We start from the raw sequence: 24,172 nt of genomic DNA, 5'->3' as shown, positions 1-24,172 counted from the left end.
GACGCCTTCTCCCCGCCGACGGGGAGAAGGAGGAGGGCCGCGATCCGGGCGCTGTCATCGATGCGCTGTCGTTTCTCACGTTGCAGCCTCTTCGCCGGACAGATGTCCGCGATGGCCTTCGGCGCGGCGCGCCTCGCAATTGTCGGTGTCGGAGCAGACGAACATGCGCCCGCCGCGATCATCGAGAACCACTTCATCGAGATAGACATCCGTGCCGCCGCACAGCGCGCAGGGCTCATCGAAGGTCTGCACTTCGAAGGGATGATCCTCGAAGTCGAGGCTTTCGACCCGCGTGTAGGGCGGAACGGCATAGATGCGCTTTTCGCGGCCTGCGCCGAAAAGCTGGAGCGCCTTCGACATGTGCATTTTCGGATTGTCGAATTTCGGCGTCGGCGAGGGGTCCATCACGTAACGCCCCTCGACCTTGACCGGGTAGGCGAAGGTGGTGGCGATGTGGCCGTGCTGGGCGATGTCCTCGTAGAGCTTCACATGCATGAGGCCGTATTCCTCAAGCGCATGCATCTTGCGCGTCTCGGTCTCGCGTGGCTCGAGGAAGCGCAGTGGCTCGGGGATCGGCACCTGATAGACGAGCACCTGACCGGCATTCAGCGGTTCCTCGGGGATGCGGTGGCGCGTCTGGATGATGGTGGCGTCGGCGGTGTGGGTGGTTACCTCCACATTGGCGACCTTCTGGAAGAAGGCGCGGATGGAGACGGCATTGGTGGTGTCGTCCGCGCCCTGGTCGATGACCTTGAGCACATCGTCGGTTCCGATCACCGATGCGGTGACCTGCACGCCGCCGGTGCCCCAGCCATAGGGCATTGGCATTTCGCGGCTGGCGAAGGGCACCTGATAGCCGGGAATGGCGATGGCCTTGAGGATCGCGCGGCGGATCATGCGCTTCGTCTGCTCGTCCAGATAGGCGAAATTGTACTGGGCGATGTTGTCGGTGTGGGCGTTCATTCGGCGGCCTCCCGGCGCTCGGTGTCTGCGGCTGCGCCCTCGCGGCGCTCCTCGTATTCGCGGCGCATCTGGCGGACCAGACCGAGCTCGGCCTGGAAGTCGACATAGTGCGGCAGCTTCAGGTGCTCGACGAAGCCGGTCGCCTGCACGTTGTCACAGTGCGAAATGACGAACTCCTCGTCCTGCGCCGGTGCGGTGATGTCTTCATCCAGCTCGTTGGCGCGCAGCGCCCGGTCGCACAGCGACATGGCCATGGCCTTGCGTTCCGACTGGCCGAACACAAGCCCGTAGCCGCGGGTGAACTGCGGCGGCACTTTCTGCGAGCCCTTGAACTGGTTGACCATCTGGCACTCGGTGACGCGGATGCGGCCGAGCGTGAGCGGGAAATCGAGTTCCGGCACGTCGATCTCCACATCCACCTCGCCAATGCGGATCTCGCCGGCGAAGGGGTGGTTGCGGCCATAGCCGCGCTGGGTGGAATAGCCGAGCGCCAGAAGGAACCCCTCGTCGCCGCGCGACAGGGCCTGAAGGCGCTGGTCGCGCTCCATGGGAAACTCCGGCGGCTCGCGGGTGATGTCGCCGGGCTCGCGGTCTTCCGGCAGGGAGCCGTCTTCCTCGATCAGGCCTTCATTGGCGAGAATGTCGGACACACGCGGCATGGCTTCTTCGGCCTCGCTGCGCGCCTCGGGCGCTGCCGGTTCGGCGTCTTCGGCCAGTTCCGGATCAAGCAGACGGTGCGTGTAATCGAAGGTGGGGCCGAGAAGCTGCCCGCCGGGCAGATCCTTGTAGGTGGCGGAGACGCGCCGCTCGACCAGCATCGCTGCCGTGTCGACGGGGCGCGTATAGCCGAAGCGCGGCAGGGTGGTGCGGTAGGCGCGCAGAAGGAAGATCGCCTCGATCATGTCGCCGCGCGCCTGCTTGACGGCAAGTGCCGCGAGGCCGGTGTCGTAAAGCGAGCCTTCGGACATGACGCGGTCGACGGCAAGCGAAAGCTGGCTGGCGATCTGCTCGAGCGTGATGGCGGGCAGGTTGCGGTCGCCGCGGCGACGGTCGGCCAGAAGCCGGTGCGCGTTCTGGATGGCGGCTTCGCCGCCCTTGACGGCTACATACATGGCTCAGGCCTCCTGGCTGGTGATGCGGGTGGAGCGGGGCAGGGCCGCAAGGCCCTCGCGGCTGACCAGGATCAGGTCGATGCCGCGCGGAAAGCGGGCGTGGTTCTGCGCCCACTGGCGGGTGAAATGACGCGGCATGGGACGGGGCGCGAGGCGCGCCTCGCTCTCGATGCCGGGGCCGTCGAGAACCAGTTCCTCGCCGCCCGAAAGGTCGTTCACCTGAAGAACGAGCGTGGCCGAGCGGTCGGGATATTCCTGCGAGCCCTGGGCGAAGTTCTCCAGCCCGATCAGGTGCTCGGGATCAGCCGCCAGGATGAAATGCGCATCGGCCGGCGTGTTGGCGAGCGGCGCGCCGGTGTGGAAGGCGAGCCAGGCGCGGACCGCCTCATCGCCCGCAAGCGCGGGGTCGAGCCAGATCGGCGTGTCCTGATCGCAAAGCGCCAGCGCGACGGCTGCGGCCTCCGGCGTCAGCGGTGCGGGCGGCTTGGCGAGCGCAATGCCCCTGTGGATCGTGCCGGGCTCGGCCATGGCCTGCATGACGGCGCGGAAAATGGTCTGGGCGTCGAAGACCGGGTTCTGGAAACCGCCTTCGATGGCGATGGAATCGAGCGTCATCAGTCCTCTCCGCGAACCATGGTGAAGAAGTCGACCTTGGTGGCTGCCGTTTCGGCGCGACGGATCGCGTCAGCCTCGATGCGGCGGGCGCGCAGCGGCGCGAGGATCTTCTCCTCGATCCGGGCTTCAAGGTCAGGTTGCTGGCGCAGCGCGTCGATGAGGGCGGCAACCCGCACCTTCATTTTCTCGCGGCCAAGCGCATAGGCGTGGCCAACCTCGCCGCCGGGAAGCTTGACGGTGGCGCGCGTGACGGTGGCTTCGCCGAAGTTGAACGGCGCGCCGCCGCCGCCCATGCGGCCGCGAACGGTCACAAGGCCGGTTTCAGGTCCGCGCAGCGTTTCGGCCTCGTCGGGCAGCCCGGCTTCGTTCCAGAGCTGCATGAGATCGGTGCCGCTCGCCATGGCCAGCACCGCCATCGCTTCGCGCCGCCGCTCGGTGACCGCCTGTCTTTCCTGTCGTGAGACCATGATGTCTCCTTCCTCGTTCGCCAATTTGTCTATTGTTCTAGACAACCAAACATATTATGGGTTTTGCCTAACGGGTGTCCATGACGCGCTGATGACAGCGCAGCCGGGGAGAACGGGATTTTGGCGCAGGCGAAGAAAAAGGAAGCGGTGATCGAGCGGCGCAGCGGCGTTGCGCTCTGGCGGCAGATCGCCGACCGCATGCGGCGCGAGATCAGTGAAGGTCTTCTGGGGCAGGGAGGACGCATGCCGCCGGAAGTGGCGCTTGCGGAGCGTTTTGGCGTCAACCGGCACACGGTGCGCACGGCGATTGCGGCGCTTGTGCAGGAAGGCGTTTTACGCGCAGAGCAGGGGCGCGGTACCTTTGTCGAGGCACGCAGGCGGCTGGCCTATCCCATTCGCAGCCGTACGCGTTTTTCGGAAGGGCTGGCGGGGCAGTCGCGCGGGCTGGCCGCCGATCTGCTCGATCATGCGGTGGAGCCCGCGAGCCTTGATGTTGCAAAGGCGTTGTGTCTTTCGCCCGGCGCGCCGGTGATCCGGCTGGAGACGCTTTCGCATGCCGATGGACGGCCCGTTTCCCGCGCCCGTGGCTGGTTCGACGCAGAGCGGTTTGCGGGCATGGCGGAAATTTTTTCGCGAACGCGCTCGATCACGGCCTCGTTCCGGGAACTGGGCCTTGCCGATTATCTGCGCCACAGCACCACTGTAACAGCCCGGCACGCAGAAGCGGGCGATCTGAAAGACCTGCAGCTTTCGCCCGGCGCGATCGTTCTGGTGACCATTGCCATCAATGTGGATGCGCAGGGACAGCCCGTGCAGTATTCCGAGACCCGCTTTGCCGCCGACCGTATCGAGTTGCACATACCCGGCGCGGACGAGACCGGCTGAGAGCGCCCATCACCCACAACTCACCGCGAAGTGACCGCAACGCGAGGTGGTTTGCGTTGATTTGATCCGCCCTGACGTGCTCTATCCCAACGGGTTTCAAACAAGGGCAACAAAGGGGTTTCGCTTGCGCGCACTGCTATTCTCGACTGCACTTCTGGCCATTGGCGCGGTTCCAGCCGCCGCCGATACGACGCAGCCCGATCCCTCGAACTGGGATGCGGTTCTGAAGGATGCGCGTGGCGAAACAGTCTATTTCAACGCCTGGGGCGGTTCGCAGAACATCAACGATTACATCGAGTGGGCGGGTGACGCGCTGAAAGAACGCTACGGCGTCACGCTCAGACATGTGAAGCTTGAGGATACGGCAAGCGCGGTCGCCACCGTGGTGGCGGAAAAGGCTGCCGGTCGCGATGCGGGCGGAACGGTCGATCTCATCTGGATCAATGGCGAGAACTTTGCCGCCATGAAGCAACAGGGGCTGATCCTCTCGCCGGGCTGGGCGGAAAAACTGCCGAACTGGGCCTTTGTGGATGTCGAGAACAAGCCGACCATCCGCACCGACTTCACCGTGCCGGTGGAAGGGCTGGAAAGCCCGTGGGGCATGGCGAAACTTGTCTTCTTCTACGACACCGCGCGCATCCATGTGGAAGACCTGCCGCAGGATGCCGACGGGCTGTTGAAATGGGCGCAGGAAAACCCCGGCCGCTTCTCCTATCCGCAGCCGCCGGATTTCATCGGCTCTTCCTTCCTGAAGCAGGTTCTGGCCGAAACGGTCGAAGACCCGGCAGTGTTGCAAAAACCGGTTGATGAAGATGCGTTCGATCAGGTGGCAAAGCCGCTTTTCGACTATCTCGATGCGCTGAACCCGGCCATGTGGCGCTCCGGCCGTGCCTATCCGCAGAATTACCCGGCGATGAAGCAGCTTCTGGCCGATTCCGAACTCGACATCATCTTCGCCTTCAATCCGGCTGAAGCCTCGAACGCCATTGCCAATGGCGAGCTGCCGGACACGGTGCGTTCCTTCACCTTTCCCGGCGGCACGCTGGCCAACACCCACTTCCTGACCATCCCCTACAATGCTTCGGCAAAGGCGGGGGCGCTGGTGGTTGCCAATTTCCTGATGTCGCCCGAGGCGCAGGCGCGCAAGCAGGATCCAGCCATCTGGGGCGATCCGACGGTGCTCGCGCTCGACAGGCTGGATGTGGATGACCGCGCCCGCTTCGACGCCATCGATCTCGGCGTCGCAACGCTGCGGCCCGACGAACTCGGCCCGGCGCTGGACGAGCCGCATCCGAGCTGGATGGAGCGCATCGAAACCGAGTGGAAACGGCGCTATGGGGTTGGAAATTAGCCAAGGCATGGGACCAGCCTGATGCTGACGCGCCTCGGTCCTTTTCTCGCCATCGGGCTTCTGACCGTTCCGGTCGCGTTCGGGCTGGCCGGCACATTGCTGCCGGCCTTCGGCTATCTGCCGGCGCTGGGTGGCATGGAGTTCGGGCTTGCGCCCTTCGCCATGCTGTTTTCCGAGCCGGCCATTTTCATGTCGGCGCTGATGAGCCTCTTCAGCGGGCTTGCGACGGCGGCGATCTCGCTTGCGGTGGTGATGCTTTTCACCGCCGCCTGGGGCGGCACGCAGCTCTTTGCACGCATCCAGCATCTGATTTCGCCGCTGCTTTCCGTGCCGCACGCGGCCAGCGCCTTCGCGCTCGCCTTTCTCATTGCGCCGTCGGGCATGATCGCGCGGCTGATCTCACCGGGGTTGACCGGCTGGGAGCGCCCGCCCGACCTCCTGATCGTGCATGATCCGTTCGGCCTGTCGATGATGGCGGGCCTGATCGTGAAGGAAATTCCGTTCCTGCTTCTCGTCACGCTGGCCGCACTGCCGCAGGTGAAGCCGGCGCGCATGCGGGCACTCATTGCATCAATGGGATATGGGCGCATCTCCGGTTTCGTGTTCGGCCTCTGGCCGTCGATCTATCCGCAGATCCGTCTGCCCGTTTTCGCGGTCATCGCCTTTGCCACATCGGTGGTGGATGTGGCCACCATTCTGGGCCCGACCACGCCCGCGCCGCTGGCGGTGCGGCTGGTCGACTGGATGAACGATCCCGACCTCTCCATGCGCTTTCTGGCGTCGGCGGGGGCGGTGCTTCAACTGGGCGTCACGGCCGCCGCAATCCTGATCTGGATCGGCTTCGAGAAGCTCGGCGCGCGGCTGCGCGACCGGTTTTCCTGCGCCGGGCGGCGCTTTCGGCGCGACCGTGTTCTGCGCTGGGGCGCGCTGGCCGCGATGCTTGTGTCTGCCGGCGCAATCTTTGCCGGGCTTGTGGCGCTCGGCCTGTGGTCGGTGGCGGGGCTGTGGCAATATCCAGACGTGCTGCCGGCGCGCTTTGACCTGCGCAACTGGATGCGGGTTCTGCCCAATCTGGTGGAGCCGCTGGCAACCACGCTGTTCGTGGCGTTCATTTCCACATTCGTTGCGGCGGTGATCGCCATATTGTGTTTCGTGCGGGAGGATGAGATGGGGCGTCCGCCGGGGCGGGGCGCGCTGGCGCTTCTCTATCTGCCGCTTCTGGTGCCGCAGGTGGCGTTCCTGTTCGGGCTCCAGCTTCTCTTCATCCTGACCGGTGTGGAGGCGACGCTGGCGGCGCTCGTCTTCGCGCATCTCGTTTTCGTGTTGCCTTATGCCTGGCTCGCCCTGAAAGACCCCTGGCGGGCCTTTGACCGGCGCTACGACCAGATCGCGGCGGGGCTCGGCAAGGGGCCGGTGCGGCGGTTCTTCCAGATACGCCTTCCCATGTTGGCGCGGCCGCTTCTTGCCGTTGCGGCCATTGGCTTTTCGGTGTCGGTGGGGCTCTATCTGCCCACGGTGCTGATCGGCGCGGGGCGGCTGACGACCATCACCACGGAGGCGGTGGCGCTCGCCTCGGGTGGCAATCGCCGCGTGATCGGCATCTATGCCTTCATGCAGATGGTGCTGCCGGCCGCCGGCTTTGCCGTTGCCACAATCGTACCGGCGCTGATATTCCGCCGGTATCGCGACATGCATGTTTGAACGGACACGGGATTTGACGGAAGCCGGACTCTTCATCGACCGGGTGACGATTGCGCTTGAAGGGCGCGAGATCGTTTCGCTGACCAGACGGGTTGCGCCCGGCGGGGTGCTGACGGTCATGGGGCCGTCGGGTGCGGGAAAATCCACGCTGCTCGCCTATATTGGCGGGTTTCTCGATCCGGTGTTTTCGGCGCGCGGCAGGGTTTTCGTCGATGGAACCGAGGTGACCGCGCTGAAGCCTGAAGACCGGCATGTGGGCGTGCTTTTTCAGGACCCGCTTCTGTTTCCGCATATGAGTGTGGGCGGCAATCTGATGTTTGCGCTGCCGGAGGCTGTGCGCGGCCGCGCGGCGCGGGCGGCGCGTGTCGCACAGGTGCTTGAGGGCGTGGGCCTTGCAGGGCTTGAGACGCGCGATCCGGCAACGCTGTCGGGCGGGCAGAAGGCGCGTGTGGCGCTGGCGCGTGTGCTGGCCTCTTCGCCGCGCGCCCTGCTTCTGGATGAGCCCTTTTCCAAGCTTGATGCTGAATTGCGTGCACAGACCCGCGAACTGGTCTTCTCCAAGGCGTGCGATAGCGGGCTGCCGGTGCTTCTGGTGACGCATGACGAGGCCGACGCGGAGGCCGCCGGCGGCGACATCGTGCGGATTGGCGCGTGATGGAGAGACTGAAACTCCCCGATCTTCCGGTAACGGAAGTGCTGCCGGCGCTGAGCGCGGCGCTGGAGACGCAGGGCAAGGCGGTGCTGGTCGCACCGCCGGGAGCGGGCAAGACGACGCTTGCGCCGCTCGCGCTTCTGGACGCCGAATGGGCGTCGCGCGGGCGCATCGTGCTTCTGGAGCCGCGCCGGCTTGCCGCGCGGGCCGCGGCCCGGCGCATGGCGGCGATCCTTGGCGAGGAGCCGGGCGAGACCGTCGGCTACGCCATGCGCATGGAGCGGAAGGTCTCCGCCAGAACCCGCATCCTCGTGGTGACGGAAGGCGTTCTCGCGCGCATGATCGTTGATGACCCGGAGCTTTCCGGCATCGCGGCGGTGCTGTTTGACGAGTTTCACGAACGCTCGCTTGATTGCGATTTCGCGCTGGCGCTGGCGCTTGATGCGCAGGCCGCATTGCGGCCGGACCTGCGGCTTCTGGTGATGTCGGCCACGCTCGATGGCGCACGGGTGGCGGCGCTTCTTGGCGATGCGCCGGTGATCGAGAGCGAGGGGCGGAGCTTTCCCGTCGAGCTGCGCCATGCGGAACGGCCCGCCGGCGAGGCCATCGAGGAAACGATGGCGCGGGCGGTGCGCACGGTTCTGGCGGAGGAGGAGGGCAGCGTGCTCGCCTTCCTGCCCGGTCAGCGCGAGATCGAGCGAACGGCGGAGCGTCTTGCCGAACGGCTGCCCGCCGATGTGGACATCACGCCGCTTTATGGCGGTCTTGACGGGCGGGCGCAGGATGCGGCCATCCGCCCGGCGGATGCGGGGCGGCGCAAGGTGGTTCTGGCGACGGCCATTGCGGAAACCTCGGTTACCATTGACGGCGTGCGGGTGGTGATCGACAGCGGTCTGTCGCGGCTGCCGAAATTCGAGCCCTCAACGGGGCTGACGCGGCTTGAAACGGTGCGCGTCTCGCGCGCTTCCGCCGATCAGCGGGCGGGTCGTGCGGGGCGCACCGCGCCGGGCATTGCGCTTCGGCTCTGGCGGGCGGAACAGACGGCGGCGCTGCCCGCCTTCACGCCGCCGGAAATTCTGGAGGCGGATCTGTCGGGCCTGCTGCTCGACTGCGCTGCCTTCGGCGTGAGCGATCCGGCTTCTCTTTCCTTTCTCGACGCGCCGCCGGCTGCGGCGGTTGCCGAGGCGCGCAGCCTCTTGCAGCGGCTCGAAGCGCTGGACGAGGCGGGGCGGCTGACGGCGGCGGGCGAAGCGATGCGCAGGCTCGCCCTGCCGGTGCGCCTGGCGCATATGGTTGCGCGCGCGGCGGAAGATGGTCACGCGCTGGCCGCAGCCGAACTCGCCGTACTCCTTTCGGAGCGCGGGCTGGGTGGCCGGTCTGCCGATCTGGACGACCGGTTGCAGCGCTTCCGCAGGGAGCGGGGTGCGCGGGCGGAACAGGCGCGGCGACTGGCAGCGCGGCTTGCCAGGTCTGCCGGTGGCGAACGCGCCGGCGATGCGCCGCATGCGGGCGCTCTGCTCATCAACGCCTGGCCCGACCGCGTTGCAAAGGCGCGGGGCGCACATGGGCATTTCGTCATGGCGAATGGTCGTGGCGGCGTGCTTGCCCCGGAGGAGCGGCTTGCCGGCAGCGCCTTTCTGGTCGTCGCCGATCTGCAGGGGCGGGCGCAGAATGCGCGCATCGCCTCGGCAGCGGCGATTGACGAAGAAGAGATCGTGGCGGCACTCGGACATCTGATCGAGGAGGTTACCGAGACACGCTTTGACCGGAGCGCGGGCACGCTCAGGCAACGACGGGTGCGCCGGCTGGGCGCGCTGGTGCTGGCCGAGCAGGTTTTGCCGCCGCCATCGGGCGCTGCCGCCGACCGCGCGGTGATCGACGCCGTTCGGGCAAACGGGCTGTCGCTCCTGCCATGGGACAGGGAGGCGAAGGCGCTTCGGGGCAAGCTTGCCTGGCTTCATGCGGCGAAGGGCGATCCATGGCCGGACATGTCCGACGAGGCGCTTCTCGACCGGCTGGATGAGTGGCTTCTGCCCTTTCTCACCGGCGAGGCGTCGCTTTCCAGACTGGCGCCGCACATCCTGCGCGAAGGGCTGACTGCATTGGTGCCGCACGAGTTTCAAAGGCGCATCGGCAGGATGGCGCCCAGCCATTATGACGCGCCTTCGGGCAGCCATGTGCCCATTCGCTATGAGGCGGAGGGGCCGGTTCTGGCGATCCGCGTGCAGGAGCTTTTCGGTCTGACCGAACACCCGACGGTGGCCGATGGCATTCCGCTCAAGCTGGAGCTTCTGTCGCCGGCGCACCGGCCAATCCAGACTACCCGGGACCTGCCGGGCTTCTGGGCCGGATCGTGGGCGGATGTGCGCGCCGACATGCGCGGGCGCTACCCCAAGCATGTCTGGCCGGAAGATCCGGCGAACGCAGCCGCGACACATCGCGCCAAACCGCGCAAAAAATAATTCTTGGAGTGCGGGCGGACTTCCCCCATAACGCCGCCATGCTTGAGGATATCAGGGCACACGATCCGAGCCACGGCCTGCGGCTCAACACGCTCATCAAGCTGCGCTGGCTGGCGATCATCGGTCAGAGCGCAGCGGTGATTGTTGTCGCCTTCGGGCTCGACTTCCCGCTGCCGGTGGGCATGTGCTTTGCGCTGATCGCGGCATCCGCCTGGCTCAACGTGCATCTGGCGCTCAGATATTCCGTGGCGCACCGGCTTGCGCCGCTGCCCGCTCTCGGCATTCTCACATTTGATGCGTTTCAGCTGGCGGGCCTGCTCTACATGACGGGCGGTCTCACCAACCCGTTCTCGCTTTTGATGACGGTGCCGGTGGTGATCTCGGCCACATCGCTGCCGTTGCGCTGGACTGCGCTTCTTGGCTTTCTGGTGGTGGCGCTGACAACGGCGCTCGCCGTGTTCCATCGCCCGCTCCCCTGGTTCCCGGGGACGGAGCTGGTGATGCCGCTGATCTACATCATCGGCGTGTGGATCGCCGTGGTGTCGAGCATCGCGTTTACCGGTGTTTATGCCTACCGGGTGGCGAAGGAGGCGCGGCTTCTGGCCAATGCGCTCGCCGCCACCGAACTCGTGCTGCAGCGCGAACAGCATATTTCGGCGCTCGATGGTCTGGCTGCTGCCGCCGCGCATGAACTCGGCACCCCGCTTGCCACCATTGCGCTGGTGGCGCGCGAGATGGAGCGTGCGCTTGGCAATGACGACCGCTTCAGCGAAGATGTGACGCTCCTGCGCACCCAGAGCGAGCGCTGCCGCGAGATCCTGCGCCAGCTCACCAGCCTGTCATCGGAGGGCGAGGCGCATATGGCGCGGCAGCCCTTCACCTCGCTGATCGAGGAAACGGCGGCCCCGCATCGCGATTTCGGCATCGATATCCGTCTGGAGCCCGGCGTAACCGACGGGCCGGAGCCCGTGGGGCGGCGCAATCCCGGTGTGATCTACGGGCTTGGCAATCTGGTCGAGAACGCGGTCGACTTCGCGAAAGAGAGCGTGACGATCCGCTGGCACTGGGATTCCTACAAGGTCGGCCTTCTGGTGATCGATGACGGACACGGCTTCCCGGCTGAAATCCTTGACCGGATCGGCGAACCCTATATGTCCAAGCGCGCGCCGGGCTCCAGCAGCGGCGGCGGGCTCGGGCTTGGTCTGTTCATCGCCAAGACACTGCTTGAGCGCTCGGGCGCACAGATTCGTTTTGGTAACCTCGCCGAAAGCGGAAAAGGCGCTTATGCCGAGGTTATCTGGCCCAGAGCCGTATTTGTTGCTCCGGATAACAATCTGGAAATGGGCGAAAATAGTCCTAAATTGGAAAGCTGACAGATTTAGGCTAGAAAGATTCTAGGAAGAGTAACGTGCTGAACGTGTTGGATATGACAAGCGACACCGTGGAAGACCCGGACGCCGCTCTGGGCGAAGACCGCTCCCTTCTCATCGTTGATGATGACAAACCCTTTCTGACGCGTCTGGCGCGGGCGATGGAAAGCCGTGGTTTCACGGTGGAAACGGCCGAGAGCGTGGAAGAAGCCGTTGCGCGCGCAAGGGCCACGCCGCCGGCTTTCGCCGTGGTCGACATGCGCCTTGCCGATGGCAATGGCCTCGACGTGGTGGCCACCATCCGCGAAAAGCGCAAGGATGCGCGGACGGTCATTCTGACCGGTTATGGCAACATCGCCACGGCCGTGACGGCGGTGAAACTTGGCGCTGTCGATTATCTGGCAAAGCCTGCCGATGCCGACGACATCTACGCCGCCCTGACGCGGCAGTCGGGCGAAAAGGTTGCGCCGCCGGAAAATCCGATGTCCGCCGACCGTGTGCGCTGGGAGCATATCCAGCGGGTCTACGAGATGTGCGACCGCAACGTTTCGGAAACGGCGCGGCGTTTGAACATGCATCGCCGCACACTGCAGCGTATTCTGGCCAAGCGCGCTCCGCGCTGACCGTGACGTGATGCCCCCTGCATGGTGCAGGGAAGCCCGCAATGTCACTTGATAGTAAGTCGGCTTAATTTGCGGGTGTGGCGCGTCTGGCGGCAAGCATGGGTTTGTGGACAAGCCCTGCCGCCGGCGCTAAAAGCAAAAGACAGGTATATTTTCCTGTCTCTTTGATACCGGAAGGATGTGTCGCGTGCTTTCGCACGACAAGGTCTGGGCAGCCATAGACGCGCTGGCGGCGCGTCACTCGCTTTCCGCCTCCGGTCTGGCCCGGAAGGCAGGCCTGGATTCGACTGCCTTCAACAAGTCGAAGCGCCTTTCAGCCGATGGACGCCCGCGCTGGCCGTCAACCGAATCCCTGTCGAAGATCATGCTTGCCACGGGCACGACGCTGTCGGAGTTCTTTGCGCTTCTGCAGCGTGACGCTAGGCCCACCGAACCTTATGGAAATCCACCGTCCAGCGTGCCTCTGATCGGCTTTGCGCAGGCGGGCGCCGGCGGTTTCTTCGACGATGCCGGGTTCCCGCTCGGCGAGGGCTGGGAGCAGGTGGATTTGCCGGGCGCGGCGCGCGAAGGCGCGTATGCGCTTCAGGTGCAGGGTGAATCCATGATGCCGCTCTATCGTGACGGCGATACGCTGATCGTCGATCCCACGGCCCGCTTACGGCGTGGCGACCGCGTGGTGGTCAAGACGGCGGGCGGCGAGGTCATGGCCAAGGTTCTGCTGCGGCAGACGAGCGAGCAGGTCGAACTGCTTTCGCTGAACCCCGAACATCCCAATCGTGTGATCGAGATAGCGCAGATGGAATGGATGGCGCGTATCGTGTGGGCGAGCCAGTAATGAAGCGGGCAGGCGTTCTTTCACTGGCGCTTCTTTCTGGCGCTGCTGCACTCCTGACGCCCGGTTCCGCGCAGGCGCAGGAGCGCCGGCAGCCGCGTGTCATCGCGCCGGAGCTTGTCGCGCCGCCGCCGATCGATTCCACCGGGCTTGAACGGGCGCAGCCCCGGTCACCGCTCAGTGAACTGGCGGGCCCCGCTCCCGAGCCCAAGCCGCAGGACACGCTCTATTATCGGCCTGTCGCCATTGCGGCGGGCATGTTCGAATCCGAAGGGCGCACCATCACGATTGCCGGCATCCGCGTCATCGGCGCGGACCAGTCCTGTGATGCGAGCAGTGGCGGCGCATGGCTTTGCGGCAAGCGGGCGCGGACGGCGTTTCGTTACTGGCTTCGCGGTCGTGCGCTGGAGTGCCATGCTGAAGGCGGGGCGGCGGACGAAGGTGCTTCCGATAATGAGAGTGATGCGCCGATGCGCTGCTCGCTCGCCGGTTACGATGTGGGCAGCTGGCTGGTGGAAAATGGCTGGGCGCTCGCAAACCCAGATGGCCCTTACGCCGAAGAGGCGAAGGCGGCCCGCAATGCCGGCAAGGGCATATTCAGCGGCGGGCCTTCCGGCTCGTAATCCGAGATCTTGAAGGGACTGGCCTCTTCCCGCTCAGGGAGCACGAAAAGGCCAGATCCGTTTGTCAGGCCGACAGCTCGTCGTTGAGCGCGGCAGTGATGAGGCCGCGCGTTTCGGCGATGCCGTAAAGCGCTGCGAAGGAACCGAAGCGGGGACCGCGTTCCTGTCCCAGAAGCACCTGATAGAGCATCTGGAAGAAGGCGACCGAGACACCCGGCCCGCCATTCGGGCTCTTGCGCTTGTGATCCTGATACCGCTCGATGCCGCGCGCCACATCCAGAATGGCGTTCTGGATGGCTTCGCCATCGGCGTCGGCCGGCAGCGCGCCAAGGGCTTCGTTGATGCCGGCAAGCGCCTCGCGCTCGACCTCGTCGGGCGCGCGGAACGCCTTGGACGGCTTCACGAAATCCTCGAAGTAACGCAGCGCATAGCCGGTGAGACGGTCCAGCTCGGGATGCGTCTGCGGCGTGACGCCGGGCGCATAGCGCGAGATGAAGCCCCACAGAACGTCGGTGTTCTGCGCGTTTGAGGCGCTGACCAGATTGAGCAGCAGCGCAAACGGCACCGGCAGTTCGATTTCCGGCGGTGTGCCGTCATGGATGTGCCAGACCGGGTTGCCCAGACGGTTCTTCCAGTCCTGACGGTCATAGGCCGACAGGAAGGTGTAATACTCGTCCACCGCGCGCGGGATCACGTCGAAATAGAGCTTCTTGGCCGCTTTCGGCTTCTGGAACATGTAAAGCGAGAGGCTCTCGGTCGGGGCATAGGCGAGCCACTCGTCGATGGTCAGGCCATTGCCCTTGGACTTGGAGATCTTCTGGCCGTTCTCGTCCAGGAACAGTTCGTAGTTGAAGCCTTCCGGCGGCTTCTTGCCAAGTGCTGCGCAGATCTGCGCTGCCAGCTTGACGCTGTCGATCAGATCCTTGCCGGACATTTCGTAATCGACGTCCAGCGCGGCCCAGCGCATGGCCCAGTCGGGCTTCCACTGCAGCTTGCAGTGGCCGCCGGTCACGGGCGTCTCGAACAATTCGCCGCTTTCGGGATCGCGCCAGACAATGCTGCCTGCGCCGAGCTTGCGCTCTTCCAGAGCGACCTGCATCACCACGCCCGTCTTCGGGTGGATGGGCAGGAAGGGCGAATAGGTCTGCGCGCGCTCCTCGCGCAGCGATGGCAGCATGATGTCCATCACCGCATCGTAGCGCTCGAGCATGGTGAGCAGCATTTCGTCGAAGCGGCCGGCGGCGTAGTACTCGGTCGAAGAGGCGAACTCGTAGTCGAAGCCGAACCGGTCGAGGAACGCGCGAAGCCGGGCGTTGTTGGCCGCGCCGAAGGATGGGTATTCGTTGGAGAACGGGTCCGGCACCTTTGTCAGCGGCTTGCCCAGATGCGTTCGCAGCATCTCCTTGTTGGGCACATTGTCCGGCACCTTGCGCAGGCCGTCCATGTCATCGGAGAAGCACAGGATCTTGGTCTTGATCCTGTCTTCGGTGAGCACGCGGAAGGCATGGCGCACCATGGAGGTGCGGGCCACTTCGCCGAAAGTGCCGATATGCGGCAGGCCCGAGGGGCCGTAGCCCGTCTCGAAGAGCACGGTTTCGGGGAAGCCGCCTTCGTAGCGTTTGACGATTTTGCGCGCCTCTTCGAAGGGCCACGCCTTGCTGTCGGCTGCGGCCTCAATCACTTCGGGCGTCAATTCAAGCGCGTCCTGGCTTGCCGTCGTCATGTCGCTTTCCAGAATTTCGTTTCGATCAAGGGCCAAGCCTGTAAGGCGGCGCAGCCGGTGCGTCAATCGAAGCGACGATTTTTCATTGCGGCATGACGCCCGGCTACCTACTTTCAGGCTCCCTTATTGTGATAGCGGAGAACAAGATGGCGCAGCCGTCCGCCCACGAAGCCCTGATTTACCTGATGGTCGTCATGTCGGCCGCCGACCGCGACATGACCGATGCAGAACTTGCCATTATCGGCGACACGATCCGCTCCTGGCCGGTTTTTCAGGAGTTCGACGACAACCGGATTATCGAGGTGGCGCGGCAGTGCCAGCAGATCCTTCAGGAAGATGACGGGCTTGAGCGTATTCTGAACGCCGTGCGCGACACCGTGCCTGCCAGGCTGCACGACACCGCCTATGCGCTGGCTGTCGAGGTTGTCGCAGCAGACCGGCATGTGGAACCGGAAGAAAAGCGCCTGCTGCACATCGTGCGCAGCAGGCTGCATCTGGAGCCGCTGGTCGCCGCCGCCATCGAGCGCACGGCGCAGGCGCGCAAGCGGGCGCTCGGCTGACACATATGGCCGTTCAAGCGCATGTGACTGGCGTTTGAACGGCGCTACGGAATAATGGCGGCATGACTTCTTTTCTCTTCTCCGAAGCGGCCATCCGCCTCTTCGCCTTTGTCGGCATCTTTTCGATCATGGCGCTTTACGAGTTGTGGTCGCCGCGGCTCGAGCGACCCGAAATGGTCGGCGCGCTGAAATCGCGCCGATGGTTTGCCAATCTTTCAATGGTGCTGATCTCGTCCGCGATGATGCGGGTGGTGTTTCCCGCCGCCGCCGTGGGGGCCGCCATGTGGGCCGAGGCGGAGGGCTGGGGGCTTTTCCATGCCCTTGGCGTCCATCCGCTTCTTGCCGGCGTCATCTCATTCATCATTCTGGATTTCGCCGTTTGGCTGGAGCATGTGGCAAGCCACAAGATCCCGCTTCTATGGCGCATCCACCGCATGCACCACGCCGACAATGGCTTCGACGTGACCACGGGGCTGCGCTTCCATCCGCTGGAGATTGTCGTCTCCATGCTCTGGAAAGCGGCGATCGTGGTGCTGCTGGGCGCGCCGGTTCTGGCAGTGCTCCTGTTTGAGATCGTGCTCAACGGCACGGCCATGTTCAACCATTCCAATGTGAAAATCCCGCTCGGTCTCGACCGGATCCTGCGTCTTGTGCTGGTGACGCCGGACATGCACCGCGTGCATCACTCGACCATAAGGCGGGAGACGGATTCCAATTACGGGTTCAATTTTCCGTTCTGGGATCGCCTTTTCGGTACCTATATCGCGCAGCCGAAGCGCGGGCATGACGACATCGAGATCGGCCTGTCGGACTATCGCGGCAGTTTCACGGCGCAGCTCGTGTGGATGCTGGTGCTGCCGTTCCGCAGCCTTCGCCGGCGTTAGATCACAATGCACCCCTAGTAGAAGTCGACCGGGAAGTATCGCAGATAGGTGTGGGTGAAGCCGCCGGTCGCATTCATGCTTTGCAATGCGAAGTCGATGGCCTCGACGAGTTGCGGCATGTCCTTCGGAACCGCCACGGCAAGGCCCTGGCCGAGATATTCGGGTGCGAAATAGGAGCCTCCGGAAAAGACGCAGCAGTCCTGCGCATCCCTGCTCGCCAGCCAATAGCCCAGCTTCACCCCGTCGCCGAATATGCCATCGATCTTCCCGGATTTCAGATCTTCGTGGAGCCAGTCGTTTCGCGTGTAGACGACGCTTTGCACCTCCGTGAAAAGGTCGCGCAGCATGAGTTCGTGGGCGGTTTCATCCATGACGCCGATGCGCTTCCCCTTCAGCGCTTCATGGAGCGGTTCTGCCAGAGGGGCCGAGCGAAGCGTCACAAGCCTTGCCGGAAAACGCAGATAGGGGCGCGAGAAAAGATAGCGCTCGCGGTTCTCCTCGGTGATCGCCAGTCCGGCGATGACGGCTTCGGCACGACTGTTTTCAATCGCCGGACCGATTTCATTCCATGGCAGCGCCTGTATCTGGCATCGTTCCGAGATGCCGAGCACGCCGCATATCTGTCGAACGAGATCGATGTGAACGCCACTGATCCGGTTTTCCTCGTCCAGATAATTGAACGGATAAAAATCGACCGTTGTGAGAAACCGCAGTCTGGAAAGCGATGAAATATCCGGTTTTGACAGCTGCTGCTTTGGATCCGTGAAGGCTGGTGGCGTCGCTTCTTCTGCCGCTGCAGGTATTGATGCAAGCGTCAAAATGATTGCAAGGATTGCCTTGTTGCGGTGCAGCATTTTTCTCATAGAATAGTAGCCGACGAATTATGTTTTGTTGCTTCTACTGATTTTTTTTGTCTATGGAACAATTCCATTGTTATTACCGATAGGCTTTATTGTTTAAGACAAAGGCGAATTGTCCGCATTCTGGGGGTGAGTCGCGAGGAATGTGGGGCAGGGACAGGCATGTATGGGTGATTTCCGGGAAACGCGGGTTTTTGTTGACGCTATCCAGAAGGCGCAGACACCGGCGGCGATTTGCAACGTCCTGATCGCTTTTACGCAGCGTTTCGGGCTGCATACGGTGTGTGCGGGGACGCTGCCGCCCAGAGGAGCCGCACCCGGAGACCAGGTTGGGCACCTCGTTCTGAGCAGCTGGCCCCAGGAATGGATCGACCGATATGTCTCGCGCGGATACATTTTTCATGACCCGATCGTAAAACATGTCCGCGAAAGCGGAAATGCCGTTTTGTGGCGCGATATCCTGAATGATGTCGAGGAAACCCGTCAGACATCGAAAATGATGAGCGAGGCCAAGGGGTTCAAGCTGGTTGACGGCATTGCGATGTCTTTTCCTACCCTCGAAGGCAGCCAGATCATCATGTCTTTCGGAGGGGAAGAGGCCGAGCTTTCCAAGAAGGATCTCGGTGTCGTCTCTTTCGCGGCAACCTGTGCCGTTGCCCATGCGCTCGGGTTGCGCGGCGCGGATCGATATGGCGACCTGGACATGCTTGAAAAGGAATGCCTTCAGCTCGCCGCCCGTGGTCGCTCTCATTGTGAAATCTCCGAGCGGTTGTGCATCGATCATGACGAGGTCACGCATAACATCGAGCAGGCCAAGAGAAAGCTTGGTCCCGGTCACACGCTTTATCGCCTCGGGGAAGCGCCGCGCCTGACGCCGAGAGAGAAAGAGTGTCTTGAATGGGCGGCTTTCGGAAAATCCGAATGGGAGGTTTCGCAGATTCTCGGGATCTCCGAGCATACGGCGGAAAAACACCTGCTGAATGCCAAGACAAAACTGGGGGCGGCCAATCGCGTGCATGCGGTTGCCGAAGCCATTCGCTGCGGCGTCTTCGACTAGGGCGTGCCTTTCTTTCAGAGTGCTATTTCTGGTTGACTGTGATTGGTGATTTATCCAGACTGAAATGCGGGGAAATCGAATTGATGGATTAATCATTCAATGGTGAGGTGAATGGATCGTTCGATTGTTGGGAGAGTTTTCGTATCGCTACTGTGTTTTGAATTTTGGCCTTTTGGGCCCGGATTTCATAGAAAACGAAGTTTCAGTTTTGCCGAGAGCAACGCGTCCACATTGAATTAGGTGGTTGTCATGGACCATCTGATGAACACATCAAAGACAGACCGGGCCTCTGGCCATTCATCTGGTTCAGATCGTTCTGGTGGGGCAGGCGAAATGCCTGACGCTACAACACCATCGCCAGCCGCTGACTGGCTGCCCATTCTCAAGACACTTTCGATCACCGAAGCGGAAGCGCACGGCATTGAGGCGCGGGCGAAGCTTGCCGGCGTTTCGTTTCAGACGGAACTGCTTGCGTCCGGTCTGGTGCCTGAACATGCGCTTTTTCGGGCGCTGGCAGACAATCTGGGGCTGGCCTTTCTGGCCAATCCCGATGCTGACGCGCTTGTCATGCGTGGGTGGCAGGGGCTGGCGGCGCTGGCGCAGCGTGGTGGCGCGCGGGTCAGCCTTTCCGTCGATGCGCGGGGGCAGTCCGTTGTCCTGATCGCGCCCGACCAGCTCAACATTCCCGCATTGCACTCTTTCGTGGAACGGTATCCGCGCGCATCGAAGCGCATTCGCGTGGTTCAGCCCAGCGCATTGCGGGATGCGATCACCAGGCGCTCGCGGGGCAGACTGATGCGGGTCGCCACGGAGCGGCTTTTCAGGGAAGCACCGGAGATGTCGGCGCGCATTGTGGTCAATGCCTGGCAGGGGGCGGCGCTCGGGGCTGCGGTGGTGGCGCTGCTTTTTGCGGCCGTCTTTGCGCCTTCTGCCACGCTGCTGGTGCTCCATGGCGCGTTTTCGCTGGCGTTCCTTTCCTGCGTCTTGCTGCGGGTGGTTGTCGGTTTGGGTGTCAAACGTTCGCCGGGGCCGCGCTTCACCACGATCGGGCCGGCTGACATGCCGGTCTATTCGGTTCTGGTGGCGCTTTACAAGGAAGCCGAGATCGTTCCCGATCTTCTGATGTCGCTTGGCAAGATCGTGTGGCCGCGCGCCAAGCTGGAAATCAAGCTGGTCTGCGAGGCGGATGACCATGAAACGCTTGCAGCGCTTCGGGCGCAGGAGCTGCGCCCCTATATCGAAGTGATTGAGGTGCCGGCGGGCGGCCCGCGCACAAAGCCAAAAGCGCTTTCCTACGCCCTGCCGATGACCTCCGGCGATTTTGTGGCGCTTTATGATGCGGAAGACAGGCCGCATCCGTTCCAGCTGGTGGAGGCCTGGAACGCTTTCGAGACTGCCGACGAGAAGCTGGCCTGTGTACAGGCGCCGCTGACCATATCCAACAGTCGGGAGAGCTGGATTTCAGCGATGTTCGCGCTGGAATACGCTGCGCTGTTTCGGGCGGTCCTTCCATGGCTGGCGCGATCCGGCTTGATGCTTCCGCTGGGTGGAACTTCCAATCATTTCCGGCGTGTGGCGCTGGAAGCGACGGGCGGCTGGGACCCTTACAATGTCACCGAGGACGCCGACCTCGGGGCGCGCCTCAGCCGCTTTGGCTATCGTGCGAGCGTCATCTGGAACCCGACGCAGGAAGATGCGCCCACGGATGTGCGCACATGGCTGCCGCAGCGCACGCGCTGGTTCAAGGGGTGGGCGCAGACATGGCTCGTCCATATGCGCAATCCGCAGTTGACCGCGCGCGAGCTGGGGCTGGGTTCTTTCGTGATCATGCAGGTTCTGTTCGCAGGGATGGTGCTCTCGGCGCTGGCTTATGGCTTTTTCTTCCTGACCGCATTCGGCGTCATCGTCTATCTGATGCTGGGCGGCGAGTTTCAGGCCTTCCAGCAGTCGCTGCTCTATATCGATATAGTGAACGTGGTTCTCGGGCATGGCGCGTTTCTGCTGCTCGGCTGGATGACCTTGCAGAAGACCGAGCGACCCGCCTTCTGGAAGCGGATCGTATGGACGCCGGCCTATTGGTGCCTGATGTCGGTGGCCGCATGGCGATGCATCTGGCAGCTCTACTGGACCCCGCATCACTGGGAGAAAACACCGCACAGGCGGCATAGCCGCGGTCATTTGCCGGTCGGAAAGGTTCAGGAGCGTCAGGCGTGATCCTGAAGGGTCGGTGTGCCGTAGCCTGGCTGCGGCGGTGTTTTTGAAACGGGCGTTCAGGCAGGGGCGAAAGATCGTGTGTCGGGCGTCTCCGCCCGACATTGCCGTTCCTGAATGCAGCTGGCCGTTAATCCAGGAAGCCGGGACCTGTGCCGATGATGAGCTGGTCTTCGGGGCCGATGGCGTCGAGATCACGCCCGTCATAGGCGATGGCGAGCAGCATGCGCCGAATGACCGCCAACCGTGCCCGGCGCTTGTCGTTGGCGCGCACCACCGTCCAGGGCGCGTGGGCGCTGTGGGTGCGTTCCAGCATGGTGTCGCGGGCGCGGGAGTACGCGTCCCACTTTTGAATGCCGGCCACGTCCATGGGAGAGAATTTCCAGTATTTGAGCGCGCTGTGACGACGGTCATGAAAGCGCTCAAGCTGTGTTTCCTGGCCGATGTTCAGCCAGAATTTGAAGAAATGGATGCCGTCATTGACGATGGCCCGCTCGAAGTCGGGCGCTTCGTTCAGGAACTGCTCATGCTGCTCGGGCGTGCAGAAACCCATCACCGGCTCGACGCCGCCGCGATTGTACCAGGAGCGGTCGAAGGTCACCAATTCGCCGCTCGTCGGGAAATGGGTGACGTAACGCTGGAAATACCACTGCCCGCGCTCCGTCTCGGTGGGCTTGGGCAGCGCGACATTGCGGGCATTGCGCGGATTGAGATAGGTGCGAATGCGCGCAATCGTACCGCCCTTGCCAGCAGCGTCTCGCCCTTCGAAGAGCGCCATAACCCGCGCGCCGCTTTTCTGCATCCATGCCTGCAGCTTTACCAGTTCGATCTGCAGCGTTTCGAGCTGCTTTTCGTAGTCGTCACGGTCCATTTTTTCGTCATATGGAAAACCGCCGGCTGTGAGTTCCCGCTCCTTGACCCAGTCAGGAAGGTCCGGTTCGTCAATGTCGAAAGTCCTTTCCTCGCCTGCAATCGTGAGCTTGAAAGGTTTGATTTTTTCGAGGGCAGGGTTTTCCAAAGGCTTGTTCATAAAACCGATCCTGAATCATGAGAGTGTCAATGCTATTTGCAGCTTGATACAAGGTCCAGCAGTGAAGACGGAATGACAATTCTTCTTCATAACAAGAGACCCTGAAGCGGGCGTGCCTGACGATCGCGGGAATGGACTTCGTAATGAGTGCGAATGAGAACAATGGGCAGGAAAATCAGGACGGCGTTGAGCGCGGTCTTGTTGCTCGTATCGGATCGGCCCTGAAAGCCGCTGGCGCCCTTTTTGCGGGCGCACGCAGCAATGGCAAGGCCGAGAAGCCGCGCCCGAAGAAGGGCGACATCAATTCATTGCCTGCCGTCTATCTGGCGGCGGCGGTGCTTGACCCGCTGTACATCTTCGACAGCAATGGCGGCATACTCTATGCCAATGAGGCGGCTGATCTTGCGTTCGGCCCTGTGTCGAAGAGCGTGTCGCTGCGCCTGAAATTCCGTGCGCCTGAAATGCATGAGCTGGTCGCCAAGGTGATCTCGGGTGCGGAGGAGTCCGTCGCGATCAATTATGCGGAGCGGGTCCCCGTCGAGCGCGCCTACCGGGTGGTGGCGAGCCGCATTGGCAATGATACTGGCCTTTATGTCCTTCTCTTCAAGGATCAGAGCGAAGCGCGCCGGATCGACCGGATGCGGGCGGACTTCATCGCCAATGCCAGCCATGAGCTGCGCACGCCGCTGGCCTCCGTTGCGGGCTTCATTGAAACGCTGCGCGGCCCGGCCCGCGATGACCCGGCGGCGCGGGAAAAGTTCCTGCAGATCATGCAGAACCAGACGCAGCGTATGGCGCGGCTCATCGATGATCTCCTGTCGCTGTCACGGCTGGAGATGAAGCCCTATCAGAAGCCGAGCACGCAACTCGATGTGGTGGAGCTCGTGAAGGGCGTGATGGAGTCCATGCGTCACATTGCCGGCGAGAATGATGTCGAGTTTGTTTCGGAGCTCGGTGTCAAACCGATGCTGATCGCCGGGCATTCCGATGAGCTTGTTCAGGTTTTCGAGAACCTGATCGAAAACGCCTGCAAATATGGCAGTGACGGTGAGCGTGTTATCGTATCGGCCGAGCAGGCAAGCCCGATGGATGAGGTGCGGATCACGGTGCGCGACTTCGGTCCCGGCATTCCCGAAGAGCACATCCCGCGCATCACCGAGCGCTTCTATCGCGTGGATATCGAAACGAGCCGGATCCAGAAGGGGACGGGCCTCGGCCTTTCCATCGTGAAGCACATTCTGACGCGGCACGATGCGCGGCTTTCCGTGAAATCGGCGCCGGGAGAGGGCTCTTCGTTCACCGTTCATTTCCCGCCCGTGCCGCCGGCAGGGTAAGGCAGAACAGTCCGGGCGCAGATTGCGTCACCACTTTCATTTTACCGCCATCACAATAACTTAGTAGGGATGGCAGGCAACGAGGCCGACCGGGCTGAGAAGGTCGGGCTGAGAAGGATTGAAACCATGCAGACACAGCACACGATGCGGTCATTCGACGATGAGTTGAACTATCTGTCGGACCAGATTGCAGCCATGGGTGGCTATGCTGAGCGCATGGTGGCGGAATCCGTCGCTGCGCTCGTGCAGTCGGATGCCGCACTGGGCCGCAAGGTGGTCGAGGATGATCTGTTCCTTGATGAGAAGGAGCGGGAGATCGGTGAACGCGCCGTTATCATCATCGGCAAGCGCCAGCCGGTCGCCGACGATTTGCGCGAGATCGTGGGCGCCATTCGTATTTCATCGGATCTGGAGCGCATCGGCGATCTCGGCAAGAACATCGCAAAGCGCGTTGTTGCGGTGACCGAGGGCAGTCAGCCGATCCGTCTTTTCCGCGGGCTGGAGGCGCTGGCGAGCCTGGCGCTGACCCAGCTCAAGGAGGTGCTCGATGTCTATGCCTCCCGTTCCGTGGAGCGCATCGGTTTCGTGCGCGACCGGGATGAGGAAATCGACGCCATGTACACGTCGCTCTTTCGGGAGCTGCTCACCTACATGATGGAAGACCCGCGCAACATCACGGCCTGCACCCATCTTCTGTTCTGCGCCAAGAACATCGAACGCATCGGCGACCATGCGACCAATATTGCGGAAACGGTGCATCACATCGTGACGGGCCGGCAGTTACCGCTCGAGCGTCCAAAGGAAGATCAGAGCCACCGGGTTGTCGCGGCGCCCGAAAACTAGCCACGAGAGCGGGC

At 63.0% G+C, this 24,172-nt stretch carries 22 protein-coding genes; 15 read left to right on the top strand and 7 right to left on the bottom strand.

Going from position 1 to position 24,172, the window contains the following annotated elements; genetic code table 11:
* Nucleotides 1-75: 75 nt before the first annotated feature.
* Genes AC4PTT_RS18290 through phnG form a run of 4 tightly spaced genes read right to left on the bottom strand, consistent with a single transcriptional unit; the run spans nt 76 to nt 3,157 of the window.
* Entirely contained in the window at nt 76-963 is an 888-nt protein-coding gene (locus tag AC4PTT_RS18290) for an alpha-D-ribose 1-methylphosphonate 5-phosphate C-P-lyase PhnJ (protein ID WP_113153989.1), read from the bottom strand.
* Nucleotides 960-2,075 carry a carbon-phosphorus lyase complex subunit gene (locus AC4PTT_RS18285; protein WP_113153990.1) on the bottom strand — a complete coding sequence of 372 codons (1,116 nt, stop codon included), beginning with the start codon at nt 2,073-2,075 and terminating at the stop codon, nt 960-962. Before AC4PTT_RS18285 ends, AC4PTT_RS18290 begins: the two co-directional genes overlap by 4 nt.
* 3 nt (nt 2,076-2,078) lie before the next feature.
* Nucleotides 2,079-2,690 carry a phosphonate C-P lyase system protein PhnH gene (gene phnH / locus AC4PTT_RS18280; RefSeq protein ID WP_492161825.1) on the bottom strand — a complete coding sequence of 204 codons (612 nt, stop codon included), beginning with the start codon at nt 2,688-2,690 and terminating at the stop codon, nt 2,079-2,081.
* Nucleotides 2,690-3,157, bottom strand: coding sequence for a phosphonate C-P lyase system protein PhnG (gene phnG / locus AC4PTT_RS18275; protein ID WP_492161824.1), 468 nt, complete (start codon nt 3,155-3,157; stop codon nt 2,690-2,692). The genes phnH and phnG overlap by 1 nt, the downstream gene beginning before the upstream one ends.
* Before the next feature lie 198 nt (nt 3,158-3,355).
* Between phnG and phnF the strand changes: the two genes are divergently transcribed.
* From phnF to AC4PTT_RS18230, 9 genes are all read left to right on the top strand, one after another.
* A complete protein-coding gene (gene phnF / locus AC4PTT_RS18270) occupies nt 3,356-4,042 on the top strand; it encodes a phosphonate metabolism transcriptional regulator PhnF (protein ID WP_492162623.1) in 687 nt (228 codons plus the stop codon).
* A gap of 124 nt (nt 4,043-4,166) precedes the next feature.
* Nucleotides 4,167-5,393 (top strand): ABC transporter substrate-binding protein, encoded by a 1,227-nt coding sequence (locus AC4PTT_RS18265; protein WP_492161823.1) that lies wholly within the window; start codon nt 4,167-4,169, stop codon nt 5,391-5,393.
* Between the two features lie 21 nt (nt 5,394-5,414).
* A complete protein-coding gene (locus AC4PTT_RS18260) occupies nt 5,415-7,094 on the top strand; it encodes an ABC transporter permease (RefSeq protein WP_492161822.1) in 1,680 nt (559 codons plus the stop codon).
* Nucleotides 7,087-7,749: an ATP-binding cassette domain-containing protein gene (locus tag AC4PTT_RS18255; protein ID WP_492161821.1), complete on the top strand. Its 663-nt coding sequence runs from the start codon at nt 7,087-7,089 to the stop codon at nt 7,747-7,749. The genes AC4PTT_RS18260 and AC4PTT_RS18255 overlap by 8 nt, the downstream gene beginning before the upstream one ends.
* Complete coding sequence (gene hrpB / locus AC4PTT_RS18250) at nt 7,749-10,208, top strand: ATP-dependent helicase HrpB (protein ID WP_492161820.1); 2,460 nt, start codon at nt 7,749-7,751, stop codon at nt 10,206-10,208. Before AC4PTT_RS18255 ends, hrpB begins: the two co-directional genes overlap by 1 nt.
* A 38-nt stretch (nt 10,209-10,246) precedes the next feature.
* The gene (locus tag AC4PTT_RS18245) at nt 10,247-11,581 is read left to right on the top strand and encodes an ActS/PrrB/RegB family redox-sensitive histidine kinase (RefSeq protein WP_113153998.1); all 1,335 of its coding nucleotides are present in this window, start codon (nt 10,247-10,249) and stop codon (nt 11,579-11,581) included.
* A gap of 53 nt (nt 11,582-11,634) precedes the next feature.
* Nucleotides 11,635-12,201 (top strand): ActR/PrrA/RegA family redox response regulator transcription factor, encoded by a 567-nt coding sequence (locus AC4PTT_RS18240; RefSeq protein WP_113153999.1) that lies wholly within the window; start codon nt 11,635-11,637, stop codon nt 12,199-12,201.
* A 187-nt stretch (nt 12,202-12,388) separates the two neighbouring features.
* On the top strand, nt 12,389-13,036 hold the full coding sequence (locus tag AC4PTT_RS18235) for a S24 family peptidase (protein ID WP_206548684.1): 648 nt from the start codon (nt 12,389-12,391) through the stop codon (nt 13,034-13,036).
* Nucleotides 13,036-13,656: a thermonuclease family protein gene (locus AC4PTT_RS18230; RefSeq protein WP_492161819.1), complete on the top strand. Its 621-nt coding sequence runs from the start codon at nt 13,036-13,038 to the stop codon at nt 13,654-13,656. The genes AC4PTT_RS18235 and AC4PTT_RS18230 overlap by 1 nt, the downstream gene beginning before the upstream one ends.
* Before the next feature lie 64 nt (nt 13,657-13,720).
* On the opposite strand, the gene AC4PTT_RS18225 is transcribed toward AC4PTT_RS18230, so the two are convergent.
* Entirely contained in the window at nt 13,721-15,379 is a 1,659-nt protein-coding gene (locus AC4PTT_RS18225; RefSeq protein WP_492161818.1) for a lysine--tRNA ligase, read from the bottom strand.
* Between the two features lie 146 nt (nt 15,380-15,525).
* Here AC4PTT_RS18225 and AC4PTT_RS18220 point away from each other — a divergent pair, with 146 nt between their 5' ends.
* Both AC4PTT_RS18220 and AC4PTT_RS18215 read left to right on the top strand, forming a co-directional pair.
* The gene (locus AC4PTT_RS18220) at nt 15,526-15,939 is read left to right on the top strand and encodes a tellurite resistance TerB family protein (protein WP_113154002.1); all 414 of its coding nucleotides are present in this window, start codon (nt 15,526-15,528) and stop codon (nt 15,937-15,939) included.
* Between the two features lie 62 nt (nt 15,940-16,001).
* Nucleotides 16,002-16,823 (top strand): sterol desaturase family protein, encoded by an 822-nt coding sequence (locus AC4PTT_RS18215; protein ID WP_206548681.1) that lies wholly within the window; start codon nt 16,002-16,004, stop codon nt 16,821-16,823.
* A gap of 14 nt (nt 16,824-16,837) precedes the next feature.
* Here the strand turns inward: AC4PTT_RS18215 and AC4PTT_RS18210 are convergent, their stop codons facing one another.
* Complete coding sequence (locus AC4PTT_RS18210) at nt 16,838-17,677, bottom strand: transporter substrate-binding domain-containing protein (RefSeq protein WP_492161817.1); 840 nt, start codon at nt 17,675-17,677, stop codon at nt 16,838-16,840.
* Nucleotides 17,678-17,849: 172 nt separating this feature from the next.
* Here AC4PTT_RS18210 and AC4PTT_RS18205 point away from each other — a divergent pair, with 172 nt between their 5' ends.
* Both AC4PTT_RS18205 and AC4PTT_RS18200 read left to right on the top strand, forming a co-directional pair.
* The gene (locus tag AC4PTT_RS18205) at nt 17,850-18,740 is read left to right on the top strand and encodes a helix-turn-helix transcriptional regulator (RefSeq protein ID WP_297564310.1); all 891 of its coding nucleotides are present in this window, start codon (nt 17,850-17,852) and stop codon (nt 18,738-18,740) included.
* Between the two features lie 333 nt (nt 18,741-19,073).
* Complete coding sequence (locus AC4PTT_RS18200) at nt 19,074-20,954, top strand: glycosyltransferase (RefSeq protein ID WP_492161816.1); 1,881 nt, start codon at nt 19,074-19,076, stop codon at nt 20,952-20,954.
* A gap of 127 nt (nt 20,955-21,081) precedes the next feature.
* On the opposite strand, the gene ppk2 is transcribed toward AC4PTT_RS18200, so the two are convergent.
* Nucleotides 21,082-21,981: a polyphosphate kinase 2 gene (gene ppk2 / locus AC4PTT_RS18195; RefSeq protein ID WP_492161815.1), complete on the bottom strand. Its 900-nt coding sequence runs from the start codon at nt 21,979-21,981 to the stop codon at nt 21,082-21,084.
* A 143-nt stretch (nt 21,982-22,124) separates the two neighbouring features.
* On the opposite strand from ppk2, the gene AC4PTT_RS18190 reads away from it, so the two are divergent.
* Together AC4PTT_RS18190 and phoU are read left to right on the top strand one after the other, a co-directional pair.
* On the top strand, nt 22,125-23,315 hold the full coding sequence (locus AC4PTT_RS18190; RefSeq protein WP_113156144.1) for an ATP-binding protein: 1,191 nt from the start codon (nt 22,125-22,127) through the stop codon (nt 23,313-23,315).
* Between the two features lie 126 nt (nt 23,316-23,441).
* On the top strand, nt 23,442-24,158 hold the full coding sequence (gene phoU, locus AC4PTT_RS18185) for a phosphate signaling complex protein PhoU (protein WP_113156145.1): 717 nt from the start codon (nt 23,442-23,444) through the stop codon (nt 24,156-24,158).
* Nucleotides 24,159-24,172: the final 14 nt, after the last annotated feature.

Source organism: Nitratireductor sp. WH36-1, assembly GCF_058725515.1.
This window is presented reverse-complemented; position numbering and strand designations above follow the sequence as displayed.